Source organism: Streptococcus porcorum, assembly GCF_053203725.1.
On the sequence record NZ_JBRUDG010000002.1, the window covers coordinates 50,067 to 70,866 of the forward strand.

The following is a 20,800-nucleotide window of genomic DNA, read 5'->3' on the forward strand; positions in this document are numbered from 1 at the left end:
AAAAGGAGAGAAGCTTGTGGCCTAACTTTAAGCTTTCTTTAGGGTTTATTTAACCTTAGTTTTAGGTTTTATCGCTAAACTGGGTTTAAGAAATCAGTGAATGAGGTTAAAAACGCAATGAAATCTAAAAAATTCTTATATTCAGGGCTGACGCTACTCAGCATGGCAACTCTGACAGCATGTTCTCTTGGGACGAGCTCAACGACTACTAGTGGGCAAAATGTTACTGCAACTAGCTCAAGCTCAACGGCAACAACTGTAACATCTGATATTGACTGGGATAGCCTACCAACCAAAAATGTTACGCTATCAAGTGATACACTTAATATCACAGAAACAGGAACTTATGTTCTTTCTGGTGAGACGACAGCAGGTGTAACTATCAATACTAGTGGTAATGTTCGTATTATCTTGGCTGGAGCGACCATTTCAAGTTCTGACAGCGCTGCAATCAATGTCGAAGCAGCTGAAAATGTTGAAATTGAACTCAAAGATGGAACAGAGAATACTGTTAAAGACGCCAATTCACACAGCAATACCGATATTGAAGGAGCCATTCATTCTGAGGCGAACCTTATCGTATCTGGATCTGGTAGTCTAAAAGTCGAAGCTAACTATCAAGATGGGATTGTTTCAACAGACAATCTTATCATCAATGGTGGGAACCTCACCGTAACAGCAGCTGATGATGCGATTCGTGGTAAAGACTCTGTTACCATCAACGGTGGTACCTTAAACTTAACCGCTACAGGAGATGGCATCAAGTCTAACAATGATGAGGATACCTCAAAAGGTAATGTCACTATCACAAATGGTAATATTACGGTCAAAGCTGGTGATGATGGGATAAAAGCAGAGTCTAGCTTAGTGATTGACGGTGGAGATATCAAGGTCAGCGAAAGTGCTGAGGCTCTTGAGGGAACTAATATTACCATCAATGGCGGTACGATTGATGCTTATGCAACCGACGATGGCATCAATGCTGCGAGTGACGTGACAGGTGCTGATATCTTCATCAAGGTGACAGGTGGAGATATTAAAGTTGAAGTGGGTGAGGGAGATACTGATGGCTTTGATGCTAATGGTGATATCTACATCTCAGGTGGTACCATAGCAGTCACAGCTCAGTCAGCCTTTGACTTTGATGATACTGCAGAATTAACAGGTGGTACTGTTACCGTAAATGGTGAACAAATCACAGAAATTACTGCTACAGGACCTGGTGCTGGTGGTCCTGGTGGAGGAGCCCCTGGCGGTAACGCTCCTGGTGGCTGGTAACAACTAATAAAAACCAAGGAAGCTTAAAAGCTTCCTTGGTTTTTTGTTTTCAAAAATAAGACTTTATTGACTACTTAGACCCTTTTTCAAACTTTTCCATAAGCCCACATCATCGGTCTGTAAAATCAATCCAGCATAGGATTTTCCGATTAAAATGATCAACCCAAGAGTTGTTAGGGTTAATACAATCAAGGAAATGATACTCTCTACTGTTGTCGCAAAGCCATTCATCAAACGAATCGGCATAAAGAAAGTAGAAGTAAAAGGAAGATAAGATCCTACCTGTAAGAAAACACTATCCGATGAACCTTGACCTAAAGTCATCGCTCCAAAGAAACAAGCAATGACGATATACATGATGGGTTGAATAGCTTTATTCACATCTTCTTGTCGTACAACTAAAGAACCTGAGAGTGCTGCTAACACCACATAAAGTAAGAGACCAAAGCCGACAAAGAACATCATAGACCAATCTAAATTCTCAAACACTGCCTTAATCAAAGGCTCGATGCTTTGCACCATCTCCTTAGTGCCCTCTGTATAATCCAATACTTTATAAGTTGCTACTCCTCCGAGAAGATAAATTCCTAGATGTGTCGTGATAACAAGAAAAATTCCTAAAATACGACCATAAAAGTAAAGTGGAGCAGGGACACTTGAGAAGATAACCTCCATGATTTTTGTGCCTTTTTCACTGGCAATCTCCTGTGCGGTCAGACCAGCATAAGTCAAAATCATCATGTAAAGCATAAAAACAAGACCAAAGAAGGCAATATACTTCCCTGCTTCTGCTAATTCCTGTCCTTTGACCAACTGTTCCTTATAAACGGGCTGTTGAGTTAGAGTCGTGAGCTGTTCTTGACTAAGCCCTGCTTGTTGGACATTAGAAGCTTGTTGTAAACCTTGAAGAATCTGGTCCACTCGAACTTTCATCTCACCTGACAGGGACGTTTTACCATGATAAATCGCTTCTATGATACCATTGTTTATTTCTACTTCTAGATAAGCTGCAATTTTTTCCTGATCAAAAGCAGAGCGCGCCTTTTCTATACTAGAGTACGACAAAGTGATGTCTTCTACACTTTTAAAAGCCTTAGTCACTTCGTTGCTAGAGCTGATGAGAGCAACCTTATCTTGATTATCAGTTGACTGGTCTGTGAGATAGCCAACACCTGCTGAAATAAAAATAAAGATAAAAGGTGACACCACCATAAAAAAGAAGGTCCATGATTTTACTTGTCTAAGATAGGTTTCTTTTGCAACTAACAGCAATTGTTTCATTTGACTTCCTCCGATTTCAATTTAAAGATTTCATCAATGGTTGGTGCCTGCTGGTCAAAGGTTGCGAGATATTTTCCTTGACTAATCGTATCAAAAAGTTCCTCACCAGCTCTTTCATCATCTAATAACAAGCGCCATTTTCCTTGATTGGTTGCTTCAACTGCTAAAACATGAGGCAGATTTTCAAGGCGCTCCTTAGGAATATCTGAGGAGACAAACAAACGTGTCCGCCCAAATTGTAGGCGAATATCCTGAATCGCACCATCTAAGACAATCTGTCCGTTGTGAATCATCAAAAGTTGATCACAAAGCTCCTCAACATTAGTCATGACGTGGTCTGAAAAGATGATAGTTGCTCCCTTTTCTTTTTCCTCTAAAATCACGCGCTTAAGCAGGGCTGTATTAACAGGATCAAGGCCAGAAAAGGGTTCATCAAGAATGATTAAACTTGGTTCATGAATCAGTGTCACAATTAACTGGATTTTTTGCTGGTTTCCTTTGGATAAGCTTTTAATTTTATCGGTCACTTTTCCCTTAACCTCAAGTTTTTCCATCCAAATCGGCAACTTTTCTGCAACCTCTTTACTCGTCATGCCTTTTAGGTTAGCCAGATAGCGGACTTGTTCAAAAACCGTCAACTTGGGCATAAGACTACGCTCCTCAGGAAGATAGCCCACTTTCGGATAGTCCTGTGTCCCAAAAGCTTGACCATCTAGCTCAATTGTTCCCTCATATGACACAAAACGCAACAGAGAGTGGAAAAATGTCGTCTTACCAGCACCATTTTTTCCCACCAAACCACAAATGCTTCCTGATGGAATGGCAAAAGAAATGGTTTTTAAAACATCTTTTGAACCATAACTTTTAGATAATTGCGATACTTTAAGCATATTCTAACCTCCTTTTTAAATATTATATACTTAAATAACAACGCTTTCAATAGCCTATTCATAAAAACATTTATGACAGGTGCTATACTCTGGTAACAAGACACAAGAAAACACCCCTTTTCAACAGGAGCGTTTTTCTTGTACCTCATTAAAAGAGGCTAGCGCTAAGATTCCCAAAAATTTTTGATGAGATAAGACTTATCATTAGCTATAGATGTAAACCGTGTTTTTCATGCTCTGTTTGATCTTGATCTATCTCAAGTGCCAGTAACTGAATGTGATGAGAAGATAGACAAGTATAAATTTGCTCTTTAACAGCTTGATCAGTAAGGTGACTGGTTTTACAAATGTGCACTACCGCTTGATGATTTAAACCGTCTGAGGTCCAGACATTTAATTGATTAAGGTTTTCAACCCCTTCTAAATCTAAAAGCTCTGCTTCTAAGCTGACGAAGTCTAACTCTTTTGGTGTCGCATTTAAAAATAATTTGCCATTGTCCCAAAATTTGGGCACTGCTTTTGACAAGATAAAAGCTGAGATCACTAAAGATAAGAGAGGATCAAGGAAATACCAGTCTGTAAAACGTAACACAATAGAGACCAGAATAACAGCTAACCAGCCTAAGATGTCTTCTAAAAAGTGCAGGCTTAAAATGGCTTCATTTACTGTTTTTCCCTTATGCACCACCAAACTCGCCAACACATTAATTATGATAGCAATGACACCTAAAATCAACATGCCTTCTTTATTAACCACTTCAGGGTGAAATAACTTGGGAAAATTTTCGACAATTAAGAAAACAGAGCCTAAGATCAAAATACTTGAAGTTATCATTGCTCCTAACAGACTAAAACGCTTGTAGCCTAAACTAAAATTCTGATCAGCCCTTTTATCCGACATTCTCTCTGTTACAAAAGATAAGCCAATCGCTAAAGCGTCTCCAAAATCATGGACTGCATCTGCTAAAATGGCACTGGATTTAAATAAAAGACCAAAAATCAACTCAATGATTGAAAATACTAAATTTAAGAGAAAAGCTATAAATACATTTCGTCTAGCCATCTTCCTACTCCTTTTGTATAATAGTAACAACTTTACTCCCTTATTATCCTAAAAAAAGTGAAAGGAAAATAGAGGCAAAACAAATACTCTGTTCATTTCTGAACATATTGCCTCATTTGTACAGATATGGATCGTCGTGTAAAAAAAACAAAAGAGGCTATCTACACCTCCTTTACTAGCCTACTCAATCAAAAAAGCTATGATGAGCTGACTGTTCAAGAAATTATCAATCTTGCGGATGTCGGACGAAGTACCTTTTATGCCCATTTTGACAGCAAAGAAATGTTGCTTGAGCACCTGTGTCGTGATCTCTTTCACCATACCTTTGAGCAAAAAGAAAATGACCTAGAAGGGCTAATTAGCCATATTCTAAGCCATTTCTATCGCAATCAGGACAAGGTTGCCAGTCTCTTGCTCTCAAGAAATCTCTACTTTATGAACCGCCTCAAACATGAACTGGATAAACACCTCTTTCCCCTCTTTTTAGAAAAAATACAAGGCGAACGAGCGAACTTGCCTGAGGAGCTTTTAAAACATCAGATTAGCTCTGCTTTTATTGAAAGTACGATTTGGTGGCTCAAGCAAAGACAGACCATCAGCCCAGAGGAACTTAGTCAATATCTTTTAGCTTGGATTTGCCCTCAGAATTAAAGTAAGTTTTTTAACCCTAGTAAAAATGACACATTGACCTTATGAGTTGACATAGCTATGCGAATATAGCGGGAATCTAGGCCCACAAAATCAGAACCATCTCTAACTTGAATACCCTCAGCTGCCAATTGCTCTTTTGCATTTTCTAGCCCTGTATTGATCAATAAATAATTGGTCTGACTAGGGAAGACTTGTACGCCTAGGGCTTTTAAAGATTGGATAAGAAAATCACGCTCATGCTCCAACAAAGCATAAGTCTCCTCCATATAAGTTTCATCTTCTAAAGCTAATATGGAGGCTCTTTGTGCCACACTAGAAGTTGCAAACAACTGACCTGATTGACCCAAAGCCGTCAATAGCTCCCGATGACCAGAAATCGCAAAACCTAACCGAAAACCTGCCATCGCATAGGTTTTACTAAAGCCATCAAAAACAATACAATGCTGACTCTGACTCGCTATCGTTTTAAAGGAAATAGCGTTCCAAGATGGTAAAAATTCTATGAAACTTTCGTCAATCACAAGAAGAACATCTTTTTCTTGGCACTTTTCATGGATTTTTTTTAATAACCCCATCTCAATAACCTGACCAGTTGGATTATTGGGATGACCTAACACCATGACATCTAGATCTGATTTAATCGCATCTAAGACTGATTCATTCAAGATAAACTGATCTTCTGCCTTTAGGAAATAGCGTTCTAATTGACAGCCTGCTTCTTGTAAAACATTAGCATACTCTTCATAAGTTGGTTCAATGACAAGAGCTGACTTAGGAGCACGCGCCAAGACCAAACGCCAAATCAAATCATCCACCCCACTGCCACAAAAAATATACTGGGGCGAGATGGCATACTTTTCAGATAGCTTATGACGCAAAAAGAGCGCTTCTCTATCTGGATAATGGTCTCCTTGCTCCAAAATATAGCTACTATGATTTTTAACACGCTTTGGTAATCCTAAAGGATTGGTATTGACTGAAACATTAAGCATTTCTTCCTCCTATTTCCTCATTAAAACCCTATTTTGACTCCTAGCAATGACAAATGATAATAAAAAGAAACTAACAATTGTTCCTTCCCGAACAAAAAGCGGAAAATGAAAATAAACACTTATCGCCACTGAACCTAAAATACTCAAAAAATCCACTCCATAGCGATAAAACGAAAAACTAAACCGCGTTCGCGCTTCTAGCAATTGACAGGCCTTTTCAATAGGAAATTGCAACACACCATAAGCAATAACGTGGCCAACTCCATAGCCTGCCAAGCTTGTTCCAAGAATAAACATTAAAAAAGCAAAGACATAGGAATGGATAGCCAATTGACTAAGCACAGTGTAGGTGAAAAAATTGATCACATACCCAAAGCCAAATAAACTCAACACCATCAGAAAATAATTTCGCCAGCTCCTTTTTTGATCTAGTAAAAGACAGACTAATAAAAATAATAAATTAATTCCTGTTGTAATGACACCAATCGTTATCCTCGAACTCTCAGATAGAGCAACATTAAAAGAGTTAAAACTACTCACCCCGATACCTGCTTTAATGGTCAGACTGACCCCTAAAGCTGACAGAGTATAATACCACAGAGAAAGCCAGACCAGTTTTAAGGACACCGCTATCAACTCCTTTTTTAGTATGATGATTATTATAAAGATTTTATGATAAAATAAATATGCTAAATCTCACACTTGGGAGAGAAAAAATGAAAAAAATTTCCTATAAAGGACAATACCATTTGCCAAAAGAGCTACCTAAAGTAGTCCTTGACCAATCCTTTTTAACAAGCTACTCACATGGAGAGCAAATCCATCAAGCAAATACACCCTTAGATTATCTCTTTTTTATGATCAAAGGAAAAGGCAAAATCCTTCTGACGCAAGAAAATGGAAAAACCACAATCATCCAATTTATTCACCAAAATGATTGGATTGGAGAGTTAACCATTTTAGGCGCAGAGACCGAAACACGAGAAATTCGCTCCATCGGACACACAATCTGTCTGGCTATTCCTATGTCAGTAGTAACAGCCTATCTTCTTAATGATATTACTTTTATTAGACTGATGGGAGCTTATGCTGGTCATAAACTGGTGAGTCGAACCATGCATTTTTCTAAGAACCAAAACTATATCTTAAAACATCGCTTAGCTAGTTTTATTTTAGAAGTCAGCTCTGATAACCTCTATCAAGAAAATCATATACAAGTGGCAGAATATCTAGGCGTGAGCTACCGCCACCTTTTGCACACCTTTAAAGATTTTCGACAAGAAGGACTCGTCACCAAAGTGGGACACCAGTGCTTTAGGATTAACCTAACAGAGATTGAAAAACTGGCTATCCAAGATCCTAATTAATTTGTGAAAAGGCTTACATTTTTATATTTTATTTGTTATACTCTTATGGTAGAGGGAATTGATTCCCAATCAACTAAAAAGAGGATTTTGATGTGGCAAAAGAACAAGACACACTGATTTACAACATTGACAAAAGCATCAAGAAAAAGGCTGATTTGATTAACTGCCATTACTGGGCTTATGCTGTACGTTCGATTATGGCAAGTGTCTATTTAGCTTTGGGACTAGCAATCTCAGCCTATAGCGCTGACAAACTTAATCATATCGTTGAAGGACTCGGCAAGTTTAGCTATGGCTTGATGTTTGGTTGGTGTTTAGTGATGATTTTATACATGAATGCTGAACTTGGGACATCTAATATGATGTATATGACCTCAGCCATTCATAGAAAAGTCATCCCAACCCGAACAGCCCTTAAAATTTTAGCAACCTGTATCTTCTTTAACTTTATTGGTGCAGTTATTGTCTGCTTCTTACTCTCTTACACAACTCCCTATCAAATTGGCCATGTTGCTCCTGATAGTTATCTGATTGAAGCCAGTATTGCTAAATTAGCGAAATCACCTCTCACACAATTTGTGGAAGGAATCTTTGCCAATATTGTTGTTAATATCGCTGTTTTTGTAACCATGCGGATGAAAGATGATGCTGGACGTGTCATTTCTCTTATCTTTATTATCTTTATCTTTGCTTTTTTAGGTTTTGAGCACGTTATCGCAAACTTTTCAACCTTCTCGCTAGCCTTTTTCTCAAATGGAGGACCTGTTGAGGGCATGACATTGGGCTCTATCCTATCTAACTTCTTTTTCTCAGGACTTGGTAACTATGTTGGTGGCGGTCTCTTAATCGGCTTACTTTATAGTTGGTTAAGTAATAAATCAGATCTTTACATTGACTAAATCAAAAAAGTCTGTAGAAAGTACTTCTATTTGAAGAATTTTCTACAGGCTTTTTCCTATCCTAAAATATATAAAAATTTTATATATAAAGTCTTGACTTTCTCTCCTAATAAGTATATATTTTATATATAAAATAATTATATATAAAATTTTTATATAAGGAGGTGGGATTATGTATTTTCCAGTCCCCTCACTCTTAACAGAGTTTCTCATCCTCGCCATCGTTGAAAAAAAGGCATCTTATGGCTATGAGATTAGCCAGACCGTTAAGCTCGTAGCTGATATCAAGGAATCAACCCTCTACCCTATCTTAAAAAAATTAGAAAAAAGTGGTTACTTAAGCACCTACTCCGAAGAACATCAAGGACGAAAACGCAAGTACTACACTATCACCAGCTCTGGGCACGCGCAACTGGATTTTTTAAAAACAGAGTGGAGCAACTACAGCCATACTATTACAGATATTATCGAAGGGAGATTAAGACATGAAAAAGACTGAGTATCTAGCTCAACTAGAAAAATACCTAAAAAAATTACCTCACGAAGACTATTTAGAAGCCATGGAATATTTTAATGAATATTTTGATGAAGCTGGACCTGAAGCAGAAGAGGCTGTCATCGCAGAGTTAGGCACTCCAAAAGAAGCCGCTCATGAGCTTATCACCAATCTCCTTGATAAACAATTTGACCAGCAGGTAGAAACACCAAAGCGCAGTCCTAAAGAAATTGTTAGTCTCATTATCTTGGCCATCCTAGCTGCACCAGTTGCTTTTCCTCTTGCCATCTCTATCTTAGCCATTAGTTTTGCTTTTATTGTTGCCATCTTAGCCGTCCTTTTTGCGCTTCTAATGACTGGATTAGGCTTTATCATTACAAGTGGGGTGACTTTTTACGAAACGCTCACTAATCTTTCTGGAGCTAGCTCAAGCCTAGCCTTTGGTATTGGCATTAGCCTTGGTTTACTTGGTGGAGGTATCTTACTCACTCTTATCACCATCACCTTGGGAAAATGGACTGGGCGACTTACTGTCAAAGGACTAAGAGCAGCTTTTAAAGGAGGCAAATAACATGAAATTAAAAAAACTCTGGATTACCGCACTCCTTCTCTGCCTATCAGGAGCAGTCTTAACCACTATTGGGCTGTCAGGAGGAGCTTTAAAAGAACTTGAGAAAACTTATATCACAACAAAACGACAAGACATCACCTTAGAGGAGTTCAAACAATTAGACATTCAACTAAAAAATCAAGGTCTTTGGATTGTTCCTTCTGACGACGATCAGGTACATCTTGAATACTATCAAGATACCAAACAAAGCCAGAAACCTATCCAGTACCAGTTAACAAATGGTAAGCTGACCTTAACAGATACCCTCACTGAGTTTTCAGGCATACATGTGGCTAATCTAAAAGATTGGGTTCGTTCACTCTCAAATCCCTATCAAAATCAACCTTACACCATCATGCTCTCCATTCCCAAATCCATGACTCTTGATACTATTAAAGCCCAGTCACAAACTGGTGAGATCTCAATTGATCAAGTCAATGTGAAAAATCTTACTATTACTAGCCAAGATGGTAGTGTCATATTGGGGGCAATCCAGCCAGAAACCACACAAATCAAAACGCAAACAGGTGCCATCTCCCTTTCTAAAACCAAACTAACTCAACCCATTCTAGAAAGTATCGATGGAGAAATATCAGATTATGGTAGCCATTTCACACAGGCTCAATTCAAAACACAAACTGCTGAGATTTACCTAGACCAGTCCCTATTTAAAGGTCAGACGACTATCGCTAGCACTGATGGTAATATCACCCTTCAATTGCCAGAAAACCAAGAATCTCAAACACACATTTCAGCTACTAGCACTGATTTCGGGCAAGTTTCTATTCCTAAAAGTTACGCGAATAACACAAATTCAAGTACCACATTAGATTTAAAAACCGATACAGGAGATATTTCCGTTAACCCTAGCTACAGTGAGAACGACGAGTAAAAAGAAACAGGCATGAGCCTGACCTTTAAGTGACTGAGCTTTCCTTTATCCATTCTCTTTTTAACCTTTAACAGTCTCCTATGTGCTGAAATTTTATACAAACTATGAAAAAATGCTAGCGTCAGCTAGCATTTTTTTAAAACAGTAAGAGACTAATAAGCGCCAAAATAGCAGGTCCACCTTGTGTCAGAATAATTTTCTTATTAGCAGTCAAAGCCCCATAGGTTGCGGCTAAAATCACAAAAAGTAAGAAAATCATCACAATTTCTTTAGGTTGAGTAGAGAAATAAATCCCATAAAGTAAAAATAATGCCACTAAGCCATTATAAATCCCTTGATTTTTAAAGAGATTGTTAACAGAGGCACGTGATAACTCCTCTTTGGACATATTAAAAACACGACTTGTGCTATCAGATTGCGTCGCAATCGTTTCTAAATACATAATATAAAAATGCTCAACAGCAACGACAGTTGCTAAAATAATAGTAATAATTGACATTAGTTTTTTTCTCCCTTTAAATACTCTATATCCTCTAATCCATTGACTAACTTATTAAGTAGTCTAGATAGCTCTACTTTTTCATCATCCGACAAAATGTGCTCCATCTCTTCTTTTATTTGTAAATGGTGTTCAGGCGGGGAAAGACTTAAATCACGCTTAGCTTTATCAGTAGCATAGACAATCATCTCCCTTTGGTTTTTAGGATTCCGTACTTTTTGAACATAACCTCGCTCCTCTAAAATTTTCATGTGTCGCGTAATGGCTGCACGATCAATCTGTAATAAATCTTCTAACGTTTTTTGGCTACAAGGCTCATGAGCTAATAATTCCTCTAAAAGCTGATAGCGCGTTAAACTAATAGCCAATCTCTCTTCAAATAACTGACTGATCTGTTGTTCGCTGACTTTTATTTGATATAAAAGTTTGGGAATAGCCGTCATTTTTTCTCCCTTTTTGTTGATTTATCAATTGTTGATAAATCAATTATACTATTTAAAAAGAAAAAAGCAAGACTTTCGTCTTACTTTTATGAATTTTTTTTGCTTTGACGTTTGTAAAGCCCTGCTCCTAATGCGACGAACAGTAGCATAAATAAGCTCAATACTAAAAACTCTTGTCCAGCCTGACCCGTCATTGAAATCGTTTGACGTAATCCAGCTACCGAATAACTCATAGGTAAGAAAGGGTTAATCATTTGGAAGAATTTATCGGTCAGAGGCAAAGGATATGTCCCTGCACAAGAAGCTAACTGTAACAACAACAAGATAATTGACGCAAAAGCACCAAAACGTTCATGCCAAGTATAAAGAGCTGTGACCATTGCCATAAAAGTACAACTAGCCAAAACAGTTAACAGATAGGTTTGCCACTCATGATTAGCTGTTAGGCCAATCAAATGGACAGCAAAGTATAAAATGGTCCCAGCTAAAACAGCTATCACGCCATTGACAGCAAGTTTACGAGAAATCCAATCAAGACGTCCTTTAGGCTCTTTTCCAGATACTGTTTTTGTAAAAATCATGTTACTTGATAAGGCCGCAACCATTAAAGCTACTGACATCATATATGGCGCCATTCCAACACCATTTGTTTTGACCTGATCTGTATCGGTGTGGTTTAACGTAACAGGACTAGAGAGGCTAGAGGCATTGTCATCATTAGTTGACACCGTTGACAACTTATCACTAGCACTTGTCAATCCACTCGCTAAAGAAGCAGTTCCCGTGTTTAAACTAGATAAACCATTCATCAAGCTTAAACCACCTTGGGCTAACTGAGAAGATCCTGATGAAATTTGACTAGCACCCGAACTTAATTGACCAGCACCATCAACCAATTGTGAAGATTTGCTATTTAATGTCGTTGCCCCTTCCTCAAGTTGACTAGCACCTGTAACTAGCTGACTACTATTACTTGATAATTGACTAGCACCTTGTGAAAGTGTCGAAACAGCAGAAGTATAACGCTCTACACCTACTTGAAGTTGATTGGCACCTTCACTAAGCTGATTTTGGAGAGTCTCTACCCCTCCTGCGACTTGTTGGCTTCCTGGAACCAATTGTCCAGATAAAGCTGACGAAATTTGTGTCAATCCACTTGACAAACTTGTCAAACTACTTGAAGCAGCGGGTAGTACTTGGTTTGCTACTCCTTGCAACTGATTAAGCCCCGCTTGTTGACTAGAGGTGTCAATAGACGACAAGGTAGATTGTAAACTAGAGACTTGACTCAAAATAGACTGTGCTTCACTTGCTAAAGAACTCCCACCTCCTAGAGCAGAGGTTAATTCAGCTTGCTTATCTGGTGAAAGTGATTGATAAGCTGAAGTAGCCTGAACCTTAGCTAGTGCAGAAGACTCCTCTGAGGCAGAACTTGCAATAGCTTGAGCACTTGTGGCAATGGCTGATAAATAACCTGATACATCAGGCAAGTTTGTTGTCTGAGAACCCAATCCCTGAATACTCGTGTTGAGTTGTTCCAATCCTTGGCTAAGTTGACTAATTTGAGCACTTTGACTTTCTGACAAACCAACTTGACTTGACAGACTGGTTAAGCCAGCTGTCAATTGATTAGCACCATCTACCAAGGTTTGAATCTGGCTCGATGCAGCACTTAGCTGATTAACACCGTTAAGCAAATTAGCTGACTGAGCATCTAGCTGACTAGCTCCACTAGCTAATTGATCGACACCATTTGTATAACTGGCAATACCTGAGCTAAGACTGGCAGAGCCTGAAGCTAATTGCGAAACACCTGCTGTGTATTGTCCTAAGCCCACTGATAAGCTTTCTGCCCCATCCGAGAAAGTCAAACTCGAACTTGCTAACTGATTTAAATTATCAGATAATGTTTGACTACCATCTGATAGCTGTTTAGAACCATCTTCTAATTGCTGGCTTCCTTTGCTAGCTTTTTCCAACCCATCTGATAATTGAGAAACATTTTTAAAAAGACTACTAGTATAGGTGTAGCTGATATTTTTAGCAACACTGTCTTTTAATTTGCTCATCGCTGTTTCAGCCATCTTACTTGCCACAAAACTGTGTCCTTTTGATGTTTGATAAGAAATGGTCATTTTTTCAGGATGATCAGTTAATAAACTAGCTGCATTTTGAGAGAGATCTTTGGGAAGAGTAACCACCATAAAGTAGGTTCCTTCTTGCAAACCTTTTTCTGCCTTTGATGCGCTGACAAAATGATAGTCCAAAGCCTTATTTTTAGACATATTATCTACCATATCATCACCGATACTCAATTTTTTCCCTTGATAAGTGGCTACCTTATCTTGGTTTACAACTGCAACAGGTAACTGACTCACTTTTCCATAAGGATCCCACATCGAACTTAGAAAAATAATATTATATAAAGCTGGTATCAATGCTAAACCGAGCATCGTCACCCATAACATCGGTTTTTTTAGAATTGTTCTCCATTCTTCTAGCATAATTTCTCCTCTTTTTAGACATATTGTCTAATTTTTTGATATAATCATATTATACGATTTCATTATGATATTACAATATAAAAACTTTATTTTTAGACATAGTTTATAAAAATGTCTATAAGGAGAAAAGATGACCGAAGACAACAGAAAACAACGCACAAAAAAAGCCTTAGAAAAGGCTATGGCGGATTTACTCAAACAGCAAAGCCTTGATAACATCACCACCATTAAATTAGTGCAAACAGCAAAAATTAGTCGCTCAAGCTTCTACACCCATTATAGAGACAAGTATGAGATGATTGAGCAATACCAACAGACTGTATTTGCTAACATTGAATATATCTTTGATAAGCACGATTTAGATAAAGAAGCTATTATATTAGAGGTTTTTGATTACTTAAACAGAGAAGAATTATTAGCTGCCCTTCTCTCTCACAATGGAACACGTGAAATCAAAACATTTATACGACACAAATTGCAAATCCTCCTCACTAGAGACCTGCGCTATCGTTTCTCAACAGAAGGGCGCTCTGAATTAGAAGAACTATATAGCGGTATCTACTTTAGTCACGCTATATTTGGGGTCTGCCAAAAATGGATTGCTAGAGGAAAAAAAGAATCCCCTCAAGAAATCACCAAACTCTTACTTCAACTCCTTGGTAAATAACAAACTCACTATTTTTAGTATGCCTAAATAAAGGAAATCTAGGCCATTCTAATCGCACACCTATTAAATTTACTCCATTAAAAAAGCATCCAAAAGATGCTTTTTTTATCATATTATCGGTTCTACTAATCTTGAAATGTTATATTTTCCCACTCTAAGTTTTCATTAACATAATAATTGGAATAATAGGATGACTGATTTTCAGAAACAACATAATATCCTGCTTTTAGTTGAGAATGTTCAATTTTTTTAGCATGATCTTCAAAATAAGAAATATCAGAATCAGTTGAAATATGCAGGGTGGTAGAACCCATACTAAAATATTTAAAAGGATCTAAGGTATTAATCCCCAAAACAGGTGCTGCACCATTTTTATTCGCCTCTTGTAGATCCTTTTTTAATTCTTGGTTGAGATCAGAAGCATTGGCTGAGAAGGCCTCACCAGACCATTCATCAATCTCTACTTTAACATTTTCTAAGCCTGAGGCTTCTAACGACTGTTCAAGGGAACGTCGATACAAATCCATTTTCTCGTTTTTAAATAAGGCAACATCAAAAAACTCACTAAAAAGTTGGCTATCTCGCTCATAAGAGTCTGAGTAATGTCCTGTATATAAATCAACAATTTCATTATAAGTATAGGTTAGCTCTTTCTTATTCTTGTCAATTCCAATAACGAAATGGTAGGTCATTTTACTCTGTCCAACCTTTTCTGTATAAGTATAACTCATTCTTTGATTATGTAGATTGGATTGATTTTCCAAGTGACTAATTTCCCCTTTAAAACCTGCCTTTTTATAAATAACAGGAACTCTTTTAGAACTGATTTCATAGGGAACACTTAAGGTACTATCATAAGCATAAAACAAACTAGCAATCGTACCAAGAAAAATTACTGAATATACAACACACACTGTAATAAACAGATACTTCGCTATCTTTTGAATCCTATCTTTTAACAACATAGCATCTTCCTTCACATTTCTTTCATCCTCATATAATTCGTAGGTTTTCACAATCTCAACTTTTACTAGCTTTAACCCAATAGACTTATAAGTTCTTGTAAGACAAAGCAAAAAGCCCACTGTTGTAGGCTTTTTGTAAGATATATCTTAAAATTAAAGCATTTTGTTGTAGAATTCAACGACAAGTGCTTCGTTGATTTCTGGGTGGATTTCATCACGTTCTGGAAGACGAGTAAGAGATCCTTCAAGTTTTTCAGCATCAAATGATACAAATGCTGGACGTCCAAGTGTTGCTTCAACTGCTTCAAGAATTGCTGGTACTTTAGCTGATTTTTCACGAACTGAAATCACTTGACCAACTTCAACACGGTATGATGGAATATCAACACGTTTACCATCTACAAGGATGTGACCGTGGTTAACAAATTGACGAGCTTGACGACGAGTAGTTGCAAGACCAAGACGGTAAACAACGTTGTCCAAACGACGCTCTAAAAGAGTCATAAAGTTGAAACCAAGAGTTCCACCTTTAACTTTTGAAGCTTGTACGAACAAGTTACGGAATTGTTTTTCACCCATACCGTAAGTGAAACGTAATTTTTGCTTCTCAGCTAATTGCAAACCGTATTCTGAAAGTTTTGAACGGTTATTTGGTCCATGTTGACCTGGAACGTAGTTACGACGAGCAAGTTCTTTGCCTGTACCTGTAAGAGACAAACCTAAACGACGGGCTTGTTTCCATGATGGTCCTGTATAACGTGACATAAAAATGTCCTCCTAAAAATAATATAATTTGTAGGAAATAACGTCTTAGAAGATCCTGATTCGTGCAGGAAATCTTCGCCTAAACAGCAAAGGTTACTTTTCTAGCTGACTTCCTGTTGACGAGCTTCATATCTTCCTGCTGTTATTTCACACAAATTACATTCTATCATATACCGAGATATTTGTAAAGTTCTATTGTCTTTAATTTAGAGTAGTTTTTTAAAATTAGACTTATTTTCCTTTATGTTAAGCCCCATCAGTATAACTTTTCCATACTTTAGCTCATGAAAAAACAGCCCACTGGACTGTGACTCGCTTCTTCATCTTTTAGCTCATGAAAAAACAGTCCACTGGACTGTTTTTTTAATCAAAATATCTAATTAGTGTTTTTTCTGTTAAAATATCTGAATATGTATATGACTCTACATAAGTATTATCAATAGCGCCAGGAATAGCAGCTTCATCTCGATACTCTACAATAAATAAAGAAGGATAGACTTCAATTAAGCGACCAACCTTGGTCTTTTCACGCTTACGACCATTTTCTAAGGTCAACTCAACCTCTTGTCCCTCATGTTTTTTTATATCTTCCTTTATTTTCTTCATCTTAGCAACATCTGAAAATGCATCACTCATCTTTTTCTCCTATCTTTCTTCAAATTGTGCAATGCTAGAAAACTTGTTATATTCTTTTTGGAACATTAATTTGACGGTTCCTCTAGCACCAGCACGGTTTTTTTCCAAAATAACTTCAATTGTATTATCTACCACATGATCTGGATCATCTTTATCACTACGATCATAATAATCATCACGATATAAAAAAGCTACGATATCGGCATCTTGTTCAATTGACCCTGATTCTCGAATATCTGATAAAACTGGTCGCTTATCTTGGCGTTGCTCCACTCCACGTGACAATTGGCTCAGCGCAATCACAGGAACACGTAATTCTTTGGCCAAAATTTTAAGTTGTCGGGAGATATCAGAAACTTCTTGTTGACGATTTTCTGGCTTTGTCCCAGTAATCAGCTGTAAATAATCAATGACAATTAAACCTAGACCACCCACTTCTTTTTCTAATTTACGTGCTCTAGCACGAATCTCGGTAATCTTAATCCCTGGAGTATCATCGATATAGATCGGAGCTTCCGCCAAGTTCCCCTGGGCAATGGTCAAACTTTGCCATTCCTCCTCTGTTAACTGCCCTGTTCGTAAGTGATGAGCGTCAACAAGACCTTCAGATGCCAACATACGATCAACCAGACTTTCTTTCCCCATTTCCAAAGAAAATATAGCCACAGGTTGTTTCATTTTAGTCCCAACATTTTGAGCAATATTCAACACAAAAGCAGTCTTACCGACAGCTGGACGTGCCGCTAGAATAATCAACTGATCAGGGTGTAAACCTGTTGTAATCTTATCTAAATCTCTGAATCCTGTCGGTAATCCAGTGACATCAGATGTTTGTTGCGCTCGAATTTCTAAATTTTCATAGTTGATGGCTAACACTTCTGAGATTTTACTAAAGCCACTCTTATTGCTTTTCTCATTGATATCAATCAGAGATTTCTCTGCCTCTGATATAATATCCTCTGAGGGGGTTGTCGCATCGTAAGCTTGGTTGACAGATTCTGTCAACCTGCTAATGATATTGCGCAACATTGCTTTTTCTGCAACAATCTTAGCATAATATTCTGCATTAGCACTTGTAGGCACGCTATTGACAATCTCTAAAAGATAAGTCATGCCTCCAATATTCTGTAAATCATCTTGATCACTTAAAATTGTTCGAATTGTCAAAGCATCAATCGCATCATCACGTTCGCTTAGAGTAATCATAGCTTCAAAGATGATCCTATGTGCATACTTATAAAAATCCTTAGGCTCAATATATTCTCGTACTGTAATTAACTTATCAGGCGATATAAATATAGACCCCAAAACAGACTGCTCTGCCAGTAAATCTTGAGGCGGAATGCGGACATCAAGTGTCTGTTCAGACAAGCTTGTCACCTCCCAATCATTTCATAAGTTTACGCTTGGTTGACACGGATATTGATAACCCCTTCAACCTCTTTATGAATTTTCACAGGAACATCAATTAAGCCGATAGCACGAATAGGTTGTTCAACCTTAATATGACGCTTATCAAGCTTAATCCCAAATTGCTTAGCTAATTCTTCAGCAATTTTCTTAGCAGTAATAGACCCAAAGGTTCTACCATCAGGACCAACTTTTTCTGTAAACTGAACCAGGGTTTCCTCTTTTTCCAACAAGGCTTTGATTTCTTTAGCTTCTGCTAGCAACTCTGCTTCTGCTTTTTCTTGGGACTTTTGTTTGCCACGCAATTCTCCAATTGCTTGACTGGTTGCCTCTTTGGCAAGATTTTTCTTAATAAGGAAATTTTGAGCATATCCTGTTGGAACTTCTTTTACTTCTCCTTTTTTCCCTTTACCTTTAACATCTTGTAAAAAAATAACTTTCATTTTTATGACTCCTTATATTGATAATCTGATCTTATCTTTGTTACTAATATCTCTCGAACTTGCTCAATCGTCTCGCCGTCAATCTGACAGGCAGCTAAATTAAAGTGACCGCCGCCACCAAGATCTTCCATAATCCGTTGGACATTGATTTTACTTCGACTTCGAGCTGAAATAGCGACTTGCCCTCTATTATTACGAGTCAGGACAAAGCTAGCCTCTATTCCTGACATCTCTAGCATCGTGTCTGCTGCTTTACTAGCAATGACATTAGTGTAAACTTTATCATCAGGACCACTTGCAACAATAATATTGGGTACGATACGCTCCCCTTGCAAAATTAATTCATTAATTGAACGGTATTCTTCAAAGTCAACAGCCGAGATATTTTGAATTTCCACACTATCACTGCCATTAGCCCTCAGATAACTGGCAACATCAAAGGTGCGACTAGTGACACGTGTCGTAAAGTTCTTCGTGTCAAGCATAATTCCTGCCATCAAAACACTAGCCTGTACCTTACTAAGCTTGTTGGTATGTGCATTTTGAAATTGGATTAACTCCGTCACTAACTCACTGGCACTACTAGCACCACTTTCTATAAACGTCAATACGGCCTGACTTGGAAAGTCTTTATCGCGTCTATGGTGGTCCACCACAATAACCTGCGTGAATTTCCTGTAAAATTCCTCTGAGAGTGTTAATTGGATTTTAGAATGATCAACCATAATGAGTAAGGATTCTTTGGTTACCTTACTCATGGCATCTTCCACTGTTATAAGATGACTTTTGGCATCGGCCATCAAACGTCCTAAGGCTTTTCTAATATCTGAAGTTAATTCGTTTGGATTATAAACAGTGTAAACTTTGTCAATGATATTAGAAGCAAAAAAATCCATCCCCACAGCAGATCCTAAAGCATCCATATCTAAATTTCTATGACCAACAATAAAAACAGAATCCACGGATCTGATACGATCAGAAATTGCAGTCATCATCGCTCGAGTTCGAGTTCGGGAGCGTTTAACCGTTGACACAGTACCACCACCAAAGTAAAGTAACTCTTTGTGCTCTCCAACTTCTTTGACAACAGCTTGATCCCCGCCTCTAACTAGGGCCATATTGAGATTTTCCAAAGCTACTCTGCCAATCGTATCGTGTTGATGGTCGCCATAAGAAACCCCTATACTCAGGGTTAAAGGCAGATTTTGCTCTTGAGAAGCATTTCTAAATTGCTCTATTAAGGCAAATTTTCCATTAATTAAATCATCTAAGACACCATAAGACGTGAAAAAATAGAATCGGTCCATATTAACCCGTCTATAAAAAATATCCTTTGATTTAGAAAAGCTTGAAATAAAATTGGCGATAAAACTATTGATTTGAGAAACTTCCGCATCTGATAATTCTTCAGTCAAATCATCGTAATTATCTATAGAAATAATCCCAATAACTGGTCTTGCAAACCTTAACTGAGTGCTAACCTTAGCATCAACAGTACTATCAAAAAAATAAAATAAACCAGATGACTCATCTAAATTCGTCAGATAGTAATTTTTTCCAACTCTAATGCGCTGATTACTGGTATTGGCACGTTTACTTTTAATCAAGCGGCTAATGCTTTGACTATTAAATTTACCGTCATCATCAGAAAATATGAGCTGAGCATAGGGATTAAACCACTCCACTGCATAAGTCTCTGGATGGAATTTAATGACGCCAACAGGCATGGTATCTAATAAGTTTTTTAAACTAACCTCTGTCTCATCATTAAGGCGTTCTATTTGCTCAATTTCATTCCACTCATATGTTATTTTTTGATAGTAAAGCAAATAAATTAATGTTGCTAGGGCTAAAAAAACAACAAAAAGAAGACCTATCTTTGAAGATATTATCAAGCTAAAAATTGCTACGATACCAAACAAAATCATACCAATCATGATCAACTGAATGGTGTCAAAACGAATCTTTTTCATTTATCTAACCTCTTAACTAGCAATTATAACATAAAATTGCCTTAAAATAGATTACAATTGCATGTTAAGTGAGATC

General features: G+C 37.6%; 22 protein-coding genes. 8 read left to right on the top strand and 14 right to left on the bottom strand.

Translation table 11 applies throughout. From position 1 onward, the window contains the following. Nucleotides 1-117 precede the first annotated feature (117 nt). Nucleotides 118-1,278, top strand: coding sequence for a carbohydrate-binding domain-containing protein (locus tag ACVRWY_RS00790; RefSeq protein WP_354367197.1), 1,161 nt, complete (start codon nt 118-120; stop codon nt 1,276-1,278). A 63-nt stretch (nt 1,279-1,341) separates the two neighbouring features. On the opposite strand, the gene ACVRWY_RS00795 is transcribed toward ACVRWY_RS00790, so the two are convergent. From ACVRWY_RS00795 to ACVRWY_RS00805, 3 genes are all read right to left on the bottom strand, one after another. After that, entirely contained in the window at nt 1,342-2,559 is a 1,218-nt protein-coding gene (locus ACVRWY_RS00795) for an ABC transporter permease (RefSeq protein ID WP_354367195.1), read from the bottom strand. Further along, nucleotides 2,556-3,449 (bottom strand): ABC transporter ATP-binding protein, encoded by an 894-nt coding sequence (locus ACVRWY_RS00800; RefSeq protein WP_354367193.1) that lies wholly within the window; start codon nt 3,447-3,449, stop codon nt 2,556-2,558. Before ACVRWY_RS00800 ends, ACVRWY_RS00795 begins: the two co-directional genes overlap by 4 nt. 208 nt (nt 3,450-3,657) lie before the next feature. Further along, nucleotides 3,658-4,512: a cation diffusion facilitator family transporter gene (locus ACVRWY_RS00805; protein WP_354367191.1), complete on the bottom strand. Its 855-nt coding sequence runs from the start codon at nt 4,510-4,512 to the stop codon at nt 3,658-3,660. Between the two features lie 126 nt (nt 4,513-4,638). Between ACVRWY_RS00805 and ACVRWY_RS00810 the strand changes: the two genes are divergently transcribed. After that, nucleotides 4,639-5,163, top strand: coding sequence for a TetR/AcrR family transcriptional regulator (locus tag ACVRWY_RS00810; RefSeq protein ID WP_354367189.1), 525 nt, complete (start codon nt 4,639-4,641; stop codon nt 5,161-5,163). Here the strand turns inward: ACVRWY_RS00810 and ACVRWY_RS00815 are convergent. Further along, nucleotides 5,160-6,155 carry a pyridoxal phosphate-dependent aminotransferase gene (locus ACVRWY_RS00815; protein ID WP_354367187.1) on the bottom strand — a complete coding sequence of 332 codons (996 nt, stop codon included), beginning with the start codon at nt 6,153-6,155 and terminating at the stop codon, nt 5,160-5,162. The two genes, ACVRWY_RS00810 and ACVRWY_RS00815, sit on opposite strands and share 4 nt — an antisense overlap. A 9-nt stretch (nt 6,156-6,164) precedes the next feature. Continuing rightward, nucleotides 6,165-6,782, bottom strand: coding sequence for a DUF6198 family protein (locus ACVRWY_RS00820; protein WP_354367185.1), 618 nt, complete (start codon nt 6,780-6,782; stop codon nt 6,165-6,167). Nucleotides 6,783-6,871: 89 nt separating this feature from the next. Between ACVRWY_RS00820 and ACVRWY_RS00825 the strand changes: the two genes are divergently transcribed. The 5 genes from ACVRWY_RS00825 (at nt 6,872) to ACVRWY_RS00845 (ending at nt 10,419) form a co-directional block, all read left to right on the top strand. Then, a complete protein-coding gene (locus tag ACVRWY_RS00825) occupies nt 6,872-7,522 on the top strand; it encodes a cyclic nucleotide-binding domain-containing protein (RefSeq protein WP_354367183.1) in 651 nt (216 codons plus the stop codon). A gap of 92 nt (nt 7,523-7,614) precedes the next feature. Continuing rightward, nucleotides 7,615-8,421: a formate/nitrite transporter family protein gene (locus tag ACVRWY_RS00830; RefSeq protein ID WP_354367181.1), complete on the top strand. Its 807-nt coding sequence runs from the start codon at nt 7,615-7,617 to the stop codon at nt 8,419-8,421. A gap of 172 nt (nt 8,422-8,593) precedes the next feature. After that, nucleotides 8,594-8,920: a PadR family transcriptional regulator gene (locus ACVRWY_RS00835; protein ID WP_354367179.1), complete on the top strand. Its 327-nt coding sequence runs from the start codon at nt 8,594-8,596 to the stop codon at nt 8,918-8,920. After that, a complete protein-coding gene (locus ACVRWY_RS00840) occupies nt 8,907-9,488 on the top strand; it encodes a DUF1700 domain-containing protein (protein WP_354367177.1) in 582 nt (193 codons plus the stop codon). Before ACVRWY_RS00835 ends, ACVRWY_RS00840 begins: the two co-directional genes overlap by 14 nt. A 1-nt stretch (nt 9,489) precedes the next feature. Further along, complete coding sequence (locus ACVRWY_RS00845) at nt 9,490-10,419, top strand: DUF4097 family beta strand repeat-containing protein (RefSeq protein ID WP_354367175.1); 930 nt, start codon at nt 9,490-9,492, stop codon at nt 10,417-10,419. Between the two features lie 136 nt (nt 10,420-10,555). On the opposite strand, the gene ACVRWY_RS00850 is transcribed toward ACVRWY_RS00845, so the two are convergent. The 3 genes from ACVRWY_RS00850 to ACVRWY_RS00860 all read right to left on the bottom strand — a co-directional run bounded on the left by ACVRWY_RS00850 (nt 10,556) and on the right by ACVRWY_RS00860 (nt 13,865). Continuing rightward, nucleotides 10,556-10,918 carry a DUF1304 domain-containing protein gene (locus ACVRWY_RS00850; protein WP_354367173.1) on the bottom strand — a complete coding sequence of 121 codons (363 nt, stop codon included), beginning with the start codon at nt 10,916-10,918 and terminating at the stop codon, nt 10,556-10,558. Further along, nucleotides 10,918-11,361: a MarR family winged helix-turn-helix transcriptional regulator gene (locus ACVRWY_RS00855; RefSeq protein ID WP_354367171.1), complete on the bottom strand. Its 444-nt coding sequence runs from the start codon at nt 11,359-11,361 to the stop codon at nt 10,918-10,920. Before ACVRWY_RS00855 ends, ACVRWY_RS00850 begins: the two co-directional genes overlap by 1 nt. An 86-nt stretch (nt 11,362-11,447) precedes the next feature. Continuing rightward, nucleotides 11,448-13,865, bottom strand: coding sequence for a YhgE/Pip family protein (locus ACVRWY_RS00860; RefSeq protein ID WP_354367169.1), 2,418 nt, complete (start codon nt 13,863-13,865; stop codon nt 11,448-11,450). Nucleotides 13,866-13,995: 130 nt separating this feature from the next. Here ACVRWY_RS00860 and ACVRWY_RS00865 point away from each other — a divergent pair, with 130 nt between their 5' ends. Next, the gene (locus ACVRWY_RS00865; protein ID WP_354367167.1) at nt 13,996-14,532 is read left to right on the top strand and encodes a TetR/AcrR family transcriptional regulator; all 537 of its coding nucleotides are present in this window, start codon (nt 13,996-13,998) and stop codon (nt 14,530-14,532) included. 125 nt (nt 14,533-14,657) lie between these two features. Here ACVRWY_RS00865 and ACVRWY_RS00870 read toward each other — a convergent pair whose 3' ends face one another. The 6 genes from ACVRWY_RS00870 to ACVRWY_RS00895 all read right to left on the bottom strand — a co-directional run bounded on the left by ACVRWY_RS00870 (nt 14,658) and on the right by ACVRWY_RS00895 (nt 20,724). After that, entirely contained in the window at nt 14,658-15,548 is an 891-nt protein-coding gene (locus ACVRWY_RS00870; RefSeq protein ID WP_354367165.1) for a hypothetical protein, read from the bottom strand. Nucleotides 15,549-15,650: 102 nt separating this feature from the next. Next, the gene (gene rpsD / locus ACVRWY_RS00875) at nt 15,651-16,262 is read right to left on the bottom strand and encodes a 30S ribosomal protein S4 (protein ID WP_354367163.1); all 612 of its coding nucleotides are present in this window, start codon (nt 16,260-16,262) and stop codon (nt 15,651-15,653) included. Nucleotides 16,263-16,625: 363 nt separating this feature from the next. Further along, on the bottom strand, nt 16,626-16,898 hold the full coding sequence (locus tag ACVRWY_RS00880; protein WP_354367161.1) for a Veg family protein: 273 nt from the start codon (nt 16,896-16,898) through the stop codon (nt 16,626-16,628). A gap of 9 nt (nt 16,899-16,907) precedes the next feature. Continuing rightward, nucleotides 16,908-18,269 (bottom strand): replicative DNA helicase, encoded by a 1,362-nt coding sequence (dnaB, locus tag ACVRWY_RS00885; RefSeq protein ID WP_435533026.1) that lies wholly within the window; start codon nt 18,267-18,269, stop codon nt 16,908-16,910. Between the two features lie 29 nt (nt 18,270-18,298). After that, the gene (rplI, locus tag ACVRWY_RS00890) at nt 18,299-18,751 is read right to left on the bottom strand and encodes a 50S ribosomal protein L9 (protein WP_354367157.1); all 453 of its coding nucleotides are present in this window, start codon (nt 18,749-18,751) and stop codon (nt 18,299-18,301) included. Between the two features lie 2 nt (nt 18,752-18,753). Then, nucleotides 18,754-20,724 (bottom strand): GGDEF domain-containing protein, encoded by a 1,971-nt coding sequence (locus ACVRWY_RS00895; RefSeq protein WP_354367155.1) that lies wholly within the window; start codon nt 20,722-20,724, stop codon nt 18,754-18,756. Between the last annotated feature and the right edge of the window lie 76 nt (nt 20,725-20,800).